Consider the following 16725-nt stretch of genomic DNA (forward strand, 5'->3'; position numbering starts at 1 on the left):
TGATATAAAAATAAACCTGAGAATTACTATGTCAAATCAAAACCTTAGCAGTGACAATACAACATCAAAACAACGAGGTGTCTTTTGGTTTAGACACGATTTACGGCTTCACGACCAAGTTGCACTGGACTCGTTGTGTGAGCAAGTAGACGAAATTTCTTTTATTTATATATTTGATGAGAGCTATTTTTCACCCTCCAAATACGGGTTGAAACAGATTGGTGATAATCGATATCAGTTTTTACTGGAAACGCTCAGCGACCTTAAAGCGTCGTTAGAAAAGAAAGGACATAAACTCACGGTTCTCAAGGGCAGTATTTCAGAATGTTTGTCTAATGTACTGAAGCAAGGTCAATTTACCCATCTTGGAGTGACTAAACATTGCGGTTTTCATGAACAGAAACAAATAGAGGAACTTGCTCGGTGCTATCCAAACATGTCTATTGTTGAGGGTGAGTCGATAACACTGTTTAATGAATCTGACTTACCCTTTTCAATTGAAGAAATGCCTGATGTGTTTAGCCCGTTTCGCCGTAAGGTGGAAAAAAAGCTAAATCCTAGAGAAGTTTGCAGCCCCGTTGACATCTATCCTACTGCATTTGCCCTTGAGCATCTCTCTGCCGATACGTTAATTATTGAAAACGAACTCGCCAACCAACGCGAAACCTTGCAACAGAGCAGTAATGATTTTGAAGGTGGTGAAAGTGCAGCCCTTGAGCATCTAAATAAATACCTATTTGAGTGGCATGCTGCAGCCACCTACAAAGAAACGAGAAACGCCTTGGACAGTTGGCGTGATAGCACAAAGTTGTCACCGTGGCTTGCCGTAGGCGCATTGTCGCCAAGAGAGGTCGTACGCCAAGTTACCTTGTTTGAAGAACAGGTTGAGAAAAATGAATCCACTTATTGGATTTATTTTGAACTGTTGTGGCGTGATTTCTTTCATTGGCTTCAAGCAAAATACGGAGACAAATGGTTTAAATTTGGTGGTATTCAGCAAAAAGTGCCGGGCACAACGCATGACCCCAAGGTGTTTGTTGATTGGTGTAATGGCAATACCGGTTACCCCATTATTGATGCCTGCATGAAACAGCTAAAAGCGACAGGCTATATGTCTAATCGCGGAAGGCAATTAGTAGCGAGCTGCTTTGTACACGAATTACAGCAAGACTGGCGCTTTGGTGCAGCATGGTTTGAAAATCAGTTACTCGATTTTGATGTGGGCAGCAATTGGGGCAATTGGCTTTACCTTGCCGGCGTGGGAAGCGACCCTCGCGGACATAGACAGTTTAACCTCGATAAACAAACGGCCACCTATGACCGAGACGGTGCATTTCGTGATAAGTGGTTAACCTAAGTATTTTAGAGAGCGAGATATTCAAGAGAATGAACAGCAAGCAGGTGAACATAGAAGTATGACTCAACAAGCCGTTTCTGTAATTTGGCTTAAGCGCGACCTCAGGCTTCGAGACCATCAGCCGCTGTTTGATGCTGTAAATAACGGTGACAACATCCTTTTACTTTATTGTTGGGAGCCGTCCTTGCTTGCCGATCCTCATATGGATGTTCGTCATTGGCGATTTGTAGAGCAGAGTCTTGACGATATTAACGCCCAATTACCCAGCGGTATTCGAGTATTGCAGATGCACATGGAGGTGCATGAGGCTCTATCGCAGATTCAGGAATATTTCACCATATCCTCCCTAAGAAGTTACCAAGAAATTGGGCTTTTGGTTACGTATAACCGCGATAAGGCAATAGCAACCTATTGTATTAAATGCAAAATACCATTTTTAGAGTGTAATACAGGCGCAGTGATAAGGGGCTTGCCTAACCGTGCACGTTGGCAGAAAAATTGGGAGGCACACTTTAATTCCCCAACCTATGATTTCGATATTCAATTGGCAAAATGGGTAAATTGGACTCAGCATGCGCGTTTAGCTGATAGTGACACCACCTACTCTGCTTTTTTACTTTCTGGCTCAAGTTCTGATGTGAAACCTGGCTCAATTTCAGGTGCACTTCAAAACCCATTAGTATCAGGTGGCGCATCAGCATCAAGTAGTGCAACAGAGAACTCAGCTGAAGGCTCATCTGAAGCCTCACATGATGAAGGTAGCGGCCAAATGCAAAAAGGAGGAGAAAAACGAGCGTGGCACGTAATGAAGCATTTCTTTGAGGAGAGAGGAAAGTACTATCACAAGCATATATCTCGCCCTTTTGACGCTCGTCGTTCCTGTTCGCGATTAAGCCCCTATCTTGCTTGGGGAAATATCTCCATCAAGCAAGTTTATCATTTTGTTGAAAAAGAAAAGCAAATAAAGAAAGCGTCCTCCGGTAAAGACAAAGCACTGTGGTCGCGAGCACTGTCGGCCCTAACATCCCGGCTTCACTGGCACTGTCATTTCATTCAAAAATTTGAAAGTGAACATACTATTGAATGGCGACCGATGAATGCTGCCTATGAAAAATTTCCATTTATTGATGGCCCCGAGGCAGAGCGACGTTTTCATCATTGGAAAAACGGGACTACCGGCTACCCACTGGTTGATGCCTGTATGCGGGCTCTCGCCCAAACGGGTTATATTAATTTTCGAATGAGGGCAATGGTAACGAGCTTTTTGTGCCATCATCTCAATGTACATTGGCTAAAGGCGGCGCACTATTTGGCCACACAATTTTTAGACTTTGAGCCTGGTATTCATTACCCGCAAATTCAAATGCAGGCCAGCGTAACAGGCATTCATACGGTGCGCCTCTACAATCCACATACTCAATCTATGAAACTGGATCCAGAGGGCATGTTCATTAGGAAGTGGGTACCAGAGCTTGCCGAATTGCCCGGTGACACTGTGCATGCTCCCTACGCCATGCCGCCCTTAGAAGCGATTATGCTGAATTTCGATGTTGAAAAAGACTATGTGTTACCAATTGTGGATATTGGCAGTATGGCGAGAAAGACCGGGGAAAGATTGTGGCAGTATAGAGAACGGGACGACGTATTGCGCGAAGCTCGTCGAATAGTGCATCGCCACACCATGCAAAACAGCCCGAGTAGACAGTGGCTAAAAAAGAAAGCCTAGTTTCAGTTATCACCTAATTTGATTATCACACCACCTGTTAACGATTGTTCTTTCTGAGCCACTCGGTAAGAAGCTTAATTTGCCCGCATTTGTACGATGCATACATAAGACGCATGGCATTTGACATGGCCTCGCTATCTGTCCACCCAGTCTTCTCGCGAATTTCGTCATAACACGCTTTGGCTTCTGGAGACACATAGCCGCGCACGAGTTTTTTACCGGCTTCTTTTTGACGTTCTCTAAAGCGTCGCTGTTTATCAGCATTTGCTTTCGCTTTATCGCTGTTATTTTTTTGAAGCGCTGTTTTTGATTGTTTTTCTGTCATATTGTTCACGTACCTTTTGAAGAATTTAGTGTACCACGCGTTTTTCTTTATAAAAATGACTGTTCGGAGTTGTTTAGCGCACAACTGTTCGCTAAATTAGCACTGAAATTTAAAACAATACGAGTTGGGAATGTCTGAGAGAAAAAATAGCTTTACTAGAGACGACTTACTAGCGTGTAGTCGTGGGGAAATGTTTGGACCAGGTAACAGCCAACTTCCTGCACCTAATATGTTAATGATGGACCGTGTGGTCTCTATAACCGAAGATGGTGGAGAACACGGTAAAGGTGAAATTATCGCTGAGTTGGATATATCACCAGACCTATGGTTTTTTGATTGTCACTTTCCTGGCGATCCGGTAATGCCCGGCTGTCTTGGTTTAGATGCAATGTGGCAGCTTGTCGGTTTTTTCCTGGGCTGGAGCGGCGGTCCGGGTAAAGGCAGAGCATTAGGCGTAGGTGAAGTAAAATTTACTGGCCAAATTTTACCAACAGCAAAGAAAGTCACTTACAAACTCACTATGAAACGCGTGATAAAACGTAAACTCTTCATGGGTATGGCTGATGGCACTGTGGAAGTTGATGGTAGAGAAATTTATGCGGCGAAAGACCTCAAAGTAGGTCTGTTCCAAGATACATCAAATTTCTAATTTTTCCGCAAGTACAAAAAAAGCCCCTTATTTAGGGGCTTTTCCTTTTGCATAATCAGTATAAAAGAGAATGTATTATTTTACAGTAAGTCCTAAGTGCCTATCTTCTACCGCCTCACGCCATCCACCTAACCACTGTGAACGGGTTTCGTTCTGCTGAAATGGACAATTTTCCTTCGCACGACCACTAATACCAGCTTGATAGCCTTTAGAATGTGCACGTGTCATTTTATCTCTTTTTTGTCTTTTCATTGACTAGCCTCTTCTGTTTGTTGAAAGTACAACAACGTCAGTTCGCGGGCGCTCTACATCATATTTATTAAAAGTGCCGGAAAATCTTTTGCGTACATTACTTAGATAGTGCACTTAGCCAATTGGTTCAAGAGAATTTTGAAATTAAAATTCTTGACATTTAATAAATGAATGAAGTTTATATGAAATTATTTTTACAGTTTTGTGAATTTTTTTCGCACATATTTTTTGTGAACGAATGAACGTTTGATTTATGAACAGACATAAAAAAGGCCACTCAACAAGAGTAGCCTTTAACGTCATTTACTTTCAAGGAAATGTGCAACTAGGTAATCACTATTACGTGTAAGTACTAATGAGTAATTAATAAGAACCTTAGCGTTTAATTCTGCGTCTAAATAATCCAGCTAACAACATACCACCTAATGCTAATAGCCCTGTCGATGCGGCCTGTCTTTCATATGGCTGCTCATTTTCAGGTACTTCACAGTCGTCTATTGTGCCGTTTGATAGCGGAGATAGTTTAACCGCAACAATAGAATCAACGGCGTTAGTTTCACCGGCGCTGTCTACAATTTCCACGCCAGTAATATACTTACTGGTGGTTCTTAGGCGTGCGTTAGCAATTATTTCATTGTTATCGTTAATATCTACGGCTTCAACAAGCTCGTAGGTGTTATCACAAGACACCAAATCGTTTAAATCAATTAACTCTTCAGTTTCAATGTTGTACATGAAAGCCGTTGTTTGACGCTGGGTTTCATTCGTCGCTGTCACATCTGCGCTACCCACAACAATATTATTGTTGTTAATCGCATTCGGCGTTACGCCACCGCTAGTGAAAAATCCCTCTGGGTATGCTTTCTCTTCAGTTTCTAAGTTGTAGACAAAGAGACGAGAGCGTGAAGCCGTACTTGATGGCGGCAACACTGCACCGGTTACCCAGTTGTTATCATTAATACCAATGGCTTGGCTTATGATATTTTCATCACGAGGAAGTAATTCAATAGTTTCACCGTCTCTAAACACGGTTGCTACACGCTCACTTTCCGCTCTTGCCGATGAATTTGGGCGAGTAATAGCAACAAAATCCCCGGTTAAGCTTTCACCGACTGCAATACCTTGCTCATTAATATCGAAAGCGTAGGTATAAAGGTAAAAGGTGTTGTCCTCAGCAGGCTCTTCAATCAGCGGATACGTCTGTGTGTCAATAACATCGCCGTTGACATCAAGTTGCCAAATAGTGGCGTTAACTTCTGACAGGCTTACAAAGGCTGGAACCGAAGGGTTTTGTGCTGTCACAAAAGGCGTAGATACGCGAGGAGCAGTAAATTCGCCCGTGTATAAATTGAATAAACAACGGTCAACAGAAATATCACCGCGCTCTTCGTCATCGTCACAGCGCGCTACCGCATCATCAACAGCGGTTTGAAAGCTTACCGTACTGAATCCAGCTACTTGTAGATTATTGTTGATAGCTCGCGCTGAAGCAAAACCGCCGAGGGTATCATCTACAGGAGGAAGTACTTTGGTCGTTCCAGATACTTGCACAAACGCCTGCTGTGAAGACTCTGGGTACGTATAATTAATGGTGTCACCGTCAGCATTCTCATAGGCATCTAAAACAACTAAACCGCCAGAGTCGCCGACAATATAATTGCCGCTAAGGCTGTCTCTGCCCGATACCCGAACTGATTGAGTGTAATCATCAAATTTATCGGTAATTTCGTCTAACCCAGGTACTAATTCCGCATCTACTGTATCGGTAATGTAGGTTCTAAACTGTGTCAGCTTTTGAATCTGAGGAAACGTTTGGTTGCTAATGATATAGCTGACAATAGTGGAGTAATCTGAGTCGGTAAACACCCCTTCCCTCGCACTATCTTCATCTTCCAGCGAAGGACCAAAAGTTTCGAAGAAAACGGTGCCATCGATCAGTTGGTCAACGTCGATGGGAGGATTGTATTCAAGCTGCGCTATCGTTAGCATTTGTCCTGCTTCATCAATAGAGCGACCAAAATTGCTTCTTGCAGAATCCTGTAGCGGAAGAGGTGTCACTGAGTAAGTTGCGGCATAAGCCGAAACACTTCCTGTTGCCAACAGAACGGCGGCGGCAAGCTGAGTTCGTTTCATCTAAAATCCTATTTACTGCTGATTATCTTCCAGCATACTTTCTAATTCATCCCATCGCGCATATTTTTGGGACAACAATAATTCTTGATCTGCTAAAAGCGCTAAGGCTTTTGCAGTGGTGTCACTGTCTTTTTTGAAGAATTCAGGGTCGTTTACCTGTTCTTGCATCGCTTCTAGCTCGGCCTCAAGACTTTCTAGCTCGGCGGGAAGTGATTCCAGTTCACGTTGGTCTTTGTATGATAACTTTTTAGCCTTGCGGGGTGAAGGCTTAGCACTAGGACTATCTGAACTTGAATTAGTTTCATTCCTAGACTTCGCTTTTTCTTCTTTTTCAACCTGAAGGCGTTTTTCCTGCTGCCCTTTATACCAGCTTTCAACGTCAGTGAAACCCCCAATAAACTCACGGAGTCTTCCCTCACCTTCAAATACTAAACTGCTATTTGCTACATTATCCACAAATTCCCTATCGTGGCTCACAAGTAACACAGTACCTGTATATTCGTTAAGCAGGGTTTCTAACATTTCCAGTGTTTCAACATCCAGATCGTTAGTCGGTTCATCGAGAACTAACAGGTTGCTGGGTTTAAGCATAAGCTTAGCCAGCATAAGGCGATTTTTTTCTCCGCCAGAAAGTGACTTCACCGGCGCATTTACACGCTCTGGTGTAAAGAGATAATCTTGCAGATAACTGATAACATGTCTGGGGTGACCGTTAACCATTAAATCTCGTTTGCCATCGCCCACAGCGTCAATCACTGTCTGCTCTAAATCAAGACCATGCCTGTGCTGGTCGAAGTACGCGACTTCTAAATTTGTACCTCGCTTGCAGTTACCACTATTTGCTTCTAGCTCGCCTAACAGCAATTTGATGAGCGTACTTTTACCACTGCCGTTAGGGCCGATAAGCGCGAGCTTGTCGCCTCTTAGTACATTCAGGCTCAAATCTTTAACAATGCAAAGCTCACCAATGTTGTAGGAAAGGTTTTCAACTTCGAAGACCATTTTGCCAGAGCGTGCACCTTGGTGCTGGTTTACCACTGCACTTCCTTGCACTGCGCGGCGCGCCTTGCGTTCATCACGTAATTTTTTAAGCGCTCTTACGCGACCTTCATTTCTTGTGCGACGGGCTTTAATACCCTGTCGTATCCACACTTCTTCTTGCGCTAGTTTTTTATCAAACTCAGCGTTTTGCGAAGCTTCGACTTCAAGGTCGTGCTGTTTTTTCTCTAAATAGGTTTCGTAATTGCCTGGGTAGCTGGTGATGCCGCCGCGGTCTAGATCAATAATACGGGTCGCCATAGAACGAATAAATGCTCGGTCATGACTCACAAACACAATGGCACCATTGTAATTGCTCAAGCTTGATTCTAGCCACTTGATCATTTCAATGTCTAAGTGGTTAGTCGGCTCATCAAGAAGCAATAGATCAGGCGAACGTACAAGTGCTCTTGCCAGCGCCGCTTTTCTTCTCCAACCACCGGAAAGCGTCGATAACGACGTTTCTGGCTCAAGTTTAAGCATGGTAAGGGTTTGTTCAATTTGTTGTTCAAATTGCCAAGCATCACGTGCTTCTAAGGTTTCTTGTAAACGCTGTAATTTATTGAGATTAGCTTCGCTGGGATCTTCACCAACCAATCGAGTTTGATGAAAATAGTCTTTAAGCGTCTCGCCAATGTCAGATAACCCCTCTGCCACGTAATCAAACAAGGTGACGTCAGTGGTTTGCGGCGGGTCTTGCTCTAAACGCGCAATTACTGTGTTGTTCTCAATAATTCGCTGGCCATCGTCGGCAATGATGTCACCAGAGATAACCTTCATCAACGTTGATTTTCCACTGCCATTTCGACCAACAAGACACACCCTTTCCTTCGGCTGTACCACAAGTTCAATACCGTCTAATAGCGGCGGGTTGCCATAAATAACCGTAATATTTTTTAACTGCAAAATACTCACTGCAGAAATGCCTCCAGGTCGGCACTGTCAAAAGGCCAACCGATTTCTTTGTTTGTGTCTTCCCGTTTTAATACGGGAATGCGTGCACCATAAAGATGATAAAGCTCGGTGCTGTCTCTTATATTTACTTTCTCTACTGTTAGCGACGAAAACACGCTGGTTTTCGCAAGCTCGACGTCAGCTAGGTCGCACAAACCGCATTGTGGTCCCGTATAGAAAAATATCTTCACGCCTGCAATGTCCAGCACTGATGAATTTTACCCTTTCTGGCAAAGTCTTCAGGAATGGTCTTTGCCGTAATATTTTCAATACCAAATCCAAGGGCCTCAAGGGCTTGGGTATCAAGTTTAAATCCGCGCTTGTTGTTAGAAAAGATAACTGTACCGTTTTCATTTAAACAGGCTTTTGCCCGAGTTAACATATCAACATGGTCACGCTGAACGTCCCACGTATTGCTCATGCGCTTGGAATTCGAAAACGAAGGTGGGTCGATAAATATCAGGTCGTACTTGCCTTTGTGATCCGCCAACCAGGTTGTACAGTCGGCCTGAACAAAAGCGTGAGGCCCATCAAGCTTATTAAGCGCTACATTTTTCTTCGCCCAGTCTAGATAGGTGTTCGACATATCCACGGTGGTGACTGATTTCGCACCGCCTTTTGCCGCGAATACCGACACGCTGCCCGTGTAAGAAAACAGATTAAGCACGTCTTTGCCCTTGGCCATATTCATAACAATCTGGCGGGTATCGCGATGGTCTAAGAACAAACCGGTATCTAAGTAATCCGTCAGGTTTACTAAGAAACGTGCGCCGTTCTCATACACTTCCATCATATCGCCAGACTGATTAAATTTTTCGTATTGCTTAGTGCCTTTTTGCTGGCTACGCACTTTTAACACAATGTTTTTAGGCGCAATGCCCGTTACTGCGGGTAAATGCAACAGCACTTCTTGAAGGCGTCTGCGCGCCTTATCTTCTGACACTGTCTTAGGTGGTGCGTACTCTTGTACCACTAACCAATCGCCATACTTATCCACGGCCACGTTGTAGTCAGGCAAGTCAGCGTCATAAATGCGATAGCAGTTTGTATCTGCGCTTTTTAACCAAGGTTTGAGTTTTTTAAGATTTTTCTTAAGGCGATTAGCAAATTCATGGTTACCGGTGTCTTCGCTGAACTGAACGGTATTTTCTTCGTTTAACACATAGTTAGCTAAACGACATTCTAGCTTACCGTTATTCATTGCGTAGTCTTTGCTCGCGCGCAGCTTAAGTACTCGCAACAAGTCTCGGTTACTGCTTAAAAGGGATACATGCCAGCCTTTCCACGCTTCTTTAAAACGCTTGCCCCATTCGCTGAATAACGGAATAAGAGACGTCAGTTCCCCTAATCGCTCACCGTAGGGCGGGTTTGACACAATGTACCCTGGTGTAGCGATAGGTGGTGATGATTTGGTGGCATCTTGCTGACTAAAGCCAATATCGTTGTAAACCCCCGCAAAATCAGCATTGGCTTTTGCGATTGAAATCATTTTACGGCTAAAATCGGCAGCATAGATACCGCTAGTAGAAGGCTTTTGATTGTCTAAGGCGTCATCAACGAGGTTGTCCCACGTACTCTCTTCGTGACCTAACCACTTGGTGAAACCCCAGTATGAACGCTTAATCCCCGGAGCGATATTACGCGCGATATACGCAGCCTCAATGGCGATAGTGCCCGAGCCGCACATTAAATCGACTAATGGCGCATCGGTGTTTTCAGTCCAACCGCTTCGCATCAGCATGGCGCAAGCAATATGCTCTTTAAGAGGCGCATCACCCGCTTCTTGTCGGTATGCACGTTGATGCAAGCTCGCCCCCGCCAAATCTATACCGATAATAACGTTGTCACGTTGCAAGCGGGCGTAAACGGAAATGTCAGGGTGTCTGCGCTCAACAGACGGCCTTGCCAAACCTTCTTCAACAAACGTATCAACGATGGCATCTTTAATACGAACAGCCCCAAACTGGGTGTTTTTTATCGCAAAATTAGTTCCCACAAATTGAACAGACAGCGTATGCCTAGAGTCCATTTGCATCTGCCAATCTACGGTCATTGCCGTATCGTAAAGGCTTTCGGCGTTATTTGCTTTGCCCGATGCTAAAACCCAAATTACTCGGTTAGCCAGTCGCGACCATAAGCAGAGTTTATAGGCGTCTTCTTTAGAGCCCTCGAACTGAAGCATACCAGGAGCTTGCTTTATTTGTGCCTCAGGACACAAAGTGAGCACTTCTTGTTTAAGTAGTTCGTCGAGACCGCGGCTGGTTGTAACCAGAATTGTATTCATTCATTTACCTGTAACTGGCGCACGACATTAGCACGTGCGCACTTTATGAGAGTTCGGGGGTATTATAACGCGTTTACGATACGTTTAACGAGCGATGGACCTTGATAAATAAAGGCCGAGTATAACTGGACCAAGGATGCACCAGCATCTAGGCGTGCCTGAGCAGACTCAGGCGAATCTATACCCCCTACGCCGATAATAGGCATAGCTTTGTCCAATGCTTTATTTAATTTCTTGGTTACTTGTAAACTCATGTCAGTCATCACTGAACCGCTAAGCCCGCCCATTTCATTAGCATGGGCTAAACCTTGCACTGCATCACGAGACAGCGTTGTATTCGTGGCAATGACCCCATCCATTTTGCTGTTCATCAAAGATACCGCAATACTGTTTATCTCTTCATCGCTCAAATCAGGGGCGATTTTAATGAACATGGGCACATATTTACTGTGTGTCTGCGTTAGCGTTTCTTGAGCGGCTTTAAGACCTACAAGCAGTGAGTCTAATGCTTCGCCGTACTGTAGATTTCGTAGCCCTGGCGTATTAGGCGACGAAATATTGATTGTGATATAGCTGGCGTACGGATAAACCTTGTTTAGGCAAATAAGGTAATCTTCTAGAGCCTTGGCGTCTTCGGTATCTTTATTTTTACCAATATTGATGCCGATGGGACCTTTGAATTTGGCTTCTTTCACTTGTTCAATCAGGTGGTCAACACCTTTGTTGTTAAAACCCATGCGATTGATAATGGCTTGCTTTTCAGGTAGGCGAAATAAGCGTGGCTTAGGGTTACCCGGCTGTGGACGAGGCGTAACGGTGCCAATCTCAACAAAGCCAAAGCCCATGCTTGAGAATGCATCTATGCAATCACCGTTTTTGTCTAACCCTGCAGCAAGACCCACTGGGTTATCAAACTTAATTCCTGCTACCGTCACTGGTTTTGCAATAGGCGTGGTGCTGTACATCCATTTCAGCGGTGTATGTTGCGTTTTATTCAGCCAGTTAATAGTAAGATCGTGGCTTTTTTCAGGTTCACACTGAAGGAGCAGCTTTTGCACTAAAGATTGCATGGGTATTCTAACGCTCGCTAATATAAAAAAGCCCTGTTGAACAGGGCTTAAATCATTAAGGTGCGTGTATTCTAATGGTTAGACTTCACGCTTAAAAGCATCAATTCACGTAAAGCGACAGAAAACTTCGCAAATTCGTGCGTTGTGCTCGTTTTAAACTCAGACATCATGTGATACCAGCGCTTTAACAACACTTGGTTGCTGTCTATCCAATCATCAAGAATTTGATCGGCATCTGCAACATCGGTGCGTGATTGCAGCAAGTTAGCGGCAATAGAACGCTGCTGCCAATCCAGCTCTTCTCTATAAGATGCACGAGCAAGAGCTTGCCAATGGTTGCTTACTGCCTGATTATTGATTTGGTCAAGGAACCAATGCAGTTCCAATCTCGAACCAAGTTGATAATAAAGCTTAGCGACCACATCGGTCTCATGTTTATCAGCATCAACAATTTGTGCCAAATCGAAACTAGAGAACATGTTCGAGAAGCTGGCTACTTGATAGGCAATATCATGGGGCACGTCTTGCTCGATATATTTCTGCGTAGTAGCCTCAAGTTGCGAATATTCACTTTCCACCAAATAGTGCTGAAGGTTCTTTGACAAGGTATCGAACGTACCGCGATAGTTTTCGATGGCGTCTTCTATAGACTGAGCTTTATCGCCGTGTCGAATATACCAACGGGCGCCTCTGCGCATAATGCGCCTTGCTTCATCAAGCATCGTAAGTTGAAGCTTGGCACAAATGACATTGTCTAAATCTTCGATACGGCTCCATAGGCTGTCCATATTAAAAATACCGTGAACAATTGCATAGGCGTCGGCAATTTCGCTTACGCTGGCGCCGGTTTCTTCCTGTAAGCGGAAAACGAAATTCAAACCCATATCGTTAACCATATTATTGGTTAATTTGGTGGCAATAATTTCACCGCGCAGTGGATGCTGCTGCATATGTTCGTTAAAGCGGCTGCGAAGCACTTCAGGGAATGCCTCTAACAACAGGCGAGCATGATAGGGATTTTCAGTGATCTCAGTAATATTGAGCGCATCTTTCATCACCATTTTGCCGTAGGCAATTAACACACTTAGTTCAGGGCGCGTTAAACCTTGGTCTGTAGCAACGCGATCTGAAATTTCATCATCACTTGGAATAAACTCAAGCTCTCTGTTTAATTGCCCTTCCCTTTCTAATCCGTGGATAAAGCGAAGTTGCTCTTTAAGCTGTTTTACACCAGCTAATTCAGTAATTGAAATAGACTGGGTTTGACGATAGCAATCTTTAAGCACAATGGCAGACACATCATCAGTCATATCATAAAGCAGCTTGTTGCGTTGCTTGATTGTAAGCTCACCGTCATTAACTAGACTATTAAGCAGTATTTTGATGTTGACTTCGTTATCAGAGCAATCAACACCGCCCACATTATCGATAAAGTCAGTGTTGACTCTACCGCCGTTAGCAGCGTATTCAATACGACCTAGTTGAGTAACACCGAGGTTCCCCCCCTCACCCACAATTTTCGCCTGAACGTCTTTACCGTTTACCCGTAAGTCGTCGTTAGCGCGATCGCCCACCGCAGAATGTGATTCTTTAGAGCTCTTAATGTAAGTACCGATACCGCCATTCCACATTAAATCGACAGGCATCTTCAATACATTATGAATAAGCTCGTTGGGTGTCATGGTTTGTTGTCTAGTGCCTAACCATTTTTTCATTTCTGGGGTTAGCTTAATAGACTTAGCTGAGCGGTTAAATATACCACCGCCTTTCGAAATCAATTTGCTGTCGTAGTCTTCCCACGACAACCTTGGGTTTTCAAATAAGCGCTGACGCTCTTTATAGCTGTCTGCTGCATTTGGATTAGGGTCGAAAAATATATGTAGGTGGTTAAATGCACAGATAAGCTTTGTATGCTCAGATAACAACATACCATTTCCAAATACATCACCCGCCATGTCACCCACACCGATACAAGTGAAATCGGTAGTTTGGCAGTTTACGCCCATTTCGCGGAAGTGTCGCTTAACAGACTCCCAGCCACCTCTAGCGGTAATACCCATTTTCTTATGGTCGTAGCCAATGCTGCCACCTGAGGCAAATGCGTCGCCTAACCAAAAGTTAAATTCTTCTGCGATACCATTAGCAATATCAGAAAAGGTTGCCGTTCCTTTATCTGCGGCAACAACAAGATAAGGGTCGTCGTCATCTAGTCGCACTACATCTTTTGGCGGTATAATTTCACCGTTTACAATATTGTCAGTAATGTCCAACAAACTAGTTATGAAAATACGGTAGCACGCTTTTCCTTCCTCTTGAATAGCTTCACGACCTTGCTCCACTGGAGATTTCTTACAGACAAAACCACCTTTTGCACCAACGGGAACAATAACCGTATTTTTAACTTGCTGGGCTTTTACTAGACCAAGCACTTCTGTACGGAAATCTTCTTGACGGTCTGACCAACGCAAGCCACCACGGGCTACTTTACCACCTCTAAGGTGCACACCTTCAACCCGAGGGCTATACACAAAAATTTCGTACTTAGGACGAGGTAACGGCATGTCCGGAATAAGTTCTGGAAGCATTTTAAACGAGACATAAGACTTTTCGTTCTCAGACTCATCAAGCTGATAGAAGTTAGTTCTCAGTGTCGCTGACATCATATCTAAATAACGGCGAATGATTCTGTCATCATCAAGATTATTAACGCCGTCTAACTGCGATTTAATATCGGCCAGTATTGCGTCTTCTTTTTTCTTGTTGCGTTTTTTATTCGGATTAAAGCGCTGGTCAAAGAAGTCGACTAACAAGCGAGCAATGTCAGTGTAATTGGCTAACGTATTAGCAATGTAATCGTGGCTGAATGAACTGCCGGTTTGGCGCATATATTTTGCGTAGGCACGCAAAATAGTCACTCGGCGTCCGGTGAGATTTGCACCGAGAATTAACCGGTTAAACGCGTCATCTTCTAGGGTGTTGTACCACACTTTGGCAAACGCATCTTGAAACAGTATTTGGGCGTTTTCCATGTCGAAATGCTGCCCGCTTTTGTGCAGCATTTTGAAATCCATGATCCAGTTATGCTCACCACCTGAACACGTTATTTTATATGGGCTCTCGTCAATTACGCGTAACCCAAAGTTTTCCAGCATTGGCAGTACATCCGACAGATGGATGGGCTCTGCACGGTGGAACAATTTAAGTTTAACAATTTGACTCTCAGAGTCTTCTTCTTGGGGCCGATAGAACAACATATCTAAGGTATGTTTATCGTCTAGCATCTCCAATTTACCCATGTCTACCAACGCTGCAGATGGCAGGTTGTGTTCCATGTAGCTGCGAGAAAATGCATTGCTATATTTACGCTCTAATGACTTTCCAGACGCCTCGCCGTGAGATGCTGAAATAGCTGACGCAAGCCTGTCATTCCATGTTTTGGTAAGCTCGATGATATTTTGTTCTATTTCCTTCACATCAAATTCCGCATTGTTATCGTTAACTCGCGCTATGTAGTGTGTTCTTGCATAAACAGATTCAGAGAAGAAGGTTGTAAACTCCACCTCTTCTGATGCGTTAAGCGACACCTTTAATAGTTCTTGCGTCTCTTTACGCAACTGCGTGTTATAGCGCTCTCTTGGTACAAATACCATGCACGAGAAAAAGCGACCAAAGGTATCTTTGCGTATGAATAAGCGAGAAATCCCTCGCTCCTGCATTTGGAAAATACCCATGACAATTTGAGCTAACTCCTGTGCTGGCGTTTGCAATAGCTCATCTCTTGGGTAAGTTTCTACAATGTTAACAAACGCCTTGTATGCGTGAGTACCAGGCTCGAAGCCTGATAAGGCACAGATTAGCTGAATCTTTTCTCTTAAAATTGGCAGTTCAATAACGCTTTGGTTATAAAACGATGCCGAATACAGCCCTAGGAAGCGGTGCTCACCGACCACTTGGCCATTATTGTTGAAAACTTTCACACCGATATAATCCATATACGCGGGGCGATGAACGCGAGCCCGAGTATTGGTCTTGGTTAAAATGAGGGGATTTTCACTTAACGCTTCACTGCGAGCTGAGGCTGGAAGCTTCGATAAAAGACGCTCGCGGTTATTGACGGAGTTCTTTAGTAAACCTAGGCTACTATCGTTTTTAGGGATCCAGCGATGGTCACCTTCTATGGCTTTTACATCGTAATAACGGTAGCCCATCATGGTGAAGTTATGATCGCCCAACCAGTTTAGAAAGCGATTTATCTGGTCTTTTTGCTCACCGGACACGGGCCAGTTAAACGATTCGCTGGTTTTAATTACCGTGTGCAGTGTGCTGGTCATATCTTGCCAATCAGCCACGGCCAGTGATACTTCATCGACCACTGAGTGAAGCTCTTTCGTCAGTATGTCGATATCTTTTTTGGAAGTTTGACGGTCAACTTCTATAAAAATAACGGTTTCTTTTTTCGCACCTTCCAGCGTTTTACCCTGCTCAGAAAAGCTTTCTACCTTGTTGCTGTTGTCACGCTTAATGCCTATGGGGCTGTGCAAAAATAAATGTGCAGTTATGTTCAGTCTATTCAGCGACATTCGAACCGAATCAACGAGGAACGGCATGTCAGACACAATCACTTCAACAATAGTGTGGCTTGAGTGCCAACCGTGTTTTGCAATTTCTGGATTAAAGACGCGTATATGGGGCGCAGAGTTATCGAATCGAGAAAGTGCATTCCATAAACTCAGAGTTGCACCGTAAAGATCGCTGTCGTTGCGATTTTCTAAATCATCGCTTGATATGTTTTTATACAACAGACGTCCGAATTGCTGCACAAGAGACTTCTGCTTCGTATCTACTTTTTTATCGATAAGTGCGAATACATTATCTAGCAGTACTGAGTGTCGCTGTGAGGTGACTGTCATTTGTTAACCTTTTAGTAATATCGTAAG

The 16725-nt window shown here is 43.9% G+C and carries 11 protein-coding genes; 3 read left to right on the forward strand and 8 right to left on the reverse strand.

Going from position 1 to position 16725, the window contains the following annotated elements:
• Window positions 1–28: 28 nt before the first annotated feature.
• Both O9X84_RS10825 and O9X84_RS10830 read left to right on the forward strand, forming a co-directional pair.
• Entirely contained in the window at window positions 29–1357 is a 1329-nt protein-coding gene (locus O9X84_RS10825) for a DASH family cryptochrome (RefSeq protein WP_269519769.1), read from the forward strand.
• Between the two features lie 58 nt (window positions 1358–1415).
• A complete protein-coding gene (locus O9X84_RS10830; RefSeq protein ID WP_269519770.1) occupies window positions 1416–3083 on the forward strand; it encodes a cryptochrome/deoxyribodipyrimidine photo-lyase family protein in 1668 nt (555 codons plus the stop codon).
• 37 nt (window positions 3084–3120) lie between these two features.
• Here O9X84_RS10830 and O9X84_RS10835 read toward each other — a convergent pair whose 3' ends face one another.
• Complete coding sequence (locus O9X84_RS10835) at window positions 3121–3408, reverse strand: hypothetical protein (RefSeq protein WP_032096224.1); 288 nt, start codon at window positions 3406–3408, stop codon at window positions 3121–3123.
• A gap of 130 nt (window positions 3409–3538) precedes the next feature.
• Here O9X84_RS10835 and fabA point away from each other — a divergent pair, with 130 nt between their 5' ends.
• Window positions 3539–4057 carry a 3-hydroxyacyl-[acyl-carrier-protein] dehydratase FabA gene (gene fabA / locus O9X84_RS10840; protein WP_032096223.1) on the forward strand — a complete coding sequence of 173 codons (519 nt, stop codon included), beginning with the start codon at window positions 3539–3541 and terminating at the stop codon, window positions 4055–4057.
• Window positions 4058–4132: 75 nt separating this feature from the next.
• Here fabA and rmf read toward each other — a convergent pair whose 3' ends face one another.
• The 7 genes from rmf to O9X84_RS10875 form a co-directional block, all read right to left on the reverse strand.
• Complete coding sequence (rmf, locus tag O9X84_RS10845; RefSeq protein ID WP_032094108.1) at window positions 4133–4309, reverse strand: ribosome modulation factor; 177 nt, start codon at window positions 4307–4309, stop codon at window positions 4133–4135.
• A gap of 375 nt (window positions 4310–4684) precedes the next feature.
• Entirely contained in the window at window positions 4685–6442 is a 1758-nt protein-coding gene (locus O9X84_RS10850; protein ID WP_269519771.1) for a DUF3466 family protein, read from the reverse strand.
• 12 nt (window positions 6443–6454) lie between these two features.
• Window positions 6455–8395, reverse strand: coding sequence for an ATP-binding cassette ATPase Uup (gene uup / locus O9X84_RS10855; protein ID WP_269519772.1), 1941 nt, complete (start codon window positions 8393–8395; stop codon window positions 6455–6457).
• Window positions 8392–8625, reverse strand: coding sequence for a glutaredoxin family protein (locus tag O9X84_RS10860; RefSeq protein WP_269519843.1), 234 nt, complete (start codon window positions 8623–8625; stop codon window positions 8392–8394). The genes uup and O9X84_RS10860 overlap by 4 nt, the downstream gene beginning before the upstream one ends.
• Entirely contained in the window at window positions 8622–10718 is a 2097-nt protein-coding gene (gene rlmKL / locus O9X84_RS10865; protein WP_269519773.1) for a bifunctional 23S rRNA (guanine(2069)-N(7))-methyltransferase RlmK/23S rRNA (guanine(2445)-N(2))-methyltransferase RlmL, read from the reverse strand. The genes O9X84_RS10860 and rlmKL overlap by 4 nt, the downstream gene beginning before the upstream one ends.
• Window positions 10719–10780: 62 nt before the next feature.
• Complete coding sequence (gene pyrD, locus O9X84_RS10870; RefSeq protein WP_269519774.1) at window positions 10781–11788, reverse strand: quinone-dependent dihydroorotate dehydrogenase; 1008 nt, start codon at window positions 11786–11788, stop codon at window positions 10781–10783.
• 71 nt (window positions 11789–11859) lie between these two features.
• On the reverse strand, window positions 11860–16698 hold the full coding sequence (locus O9X84_RS10875; protein ID WP_269519775.1) for an NAD-glutamate dehydrogenase: 4839 nt from the start codon (window positions 16696–16698) through the stop codon (window positions 11860–11862).
• Window positions 16699–16725: the final 27 nt, after the last annotated feature.

This window comes from Alteromonas sp. BMJM2 (genome assembly GCF_027257845.1).
In the GTDB taxonomy this organism is placed as follows: Bacteria; Pseudomonadota; Gammaproteobacteria; order Enterobacterales; family Alteromonadaceae; genus Alteromonas.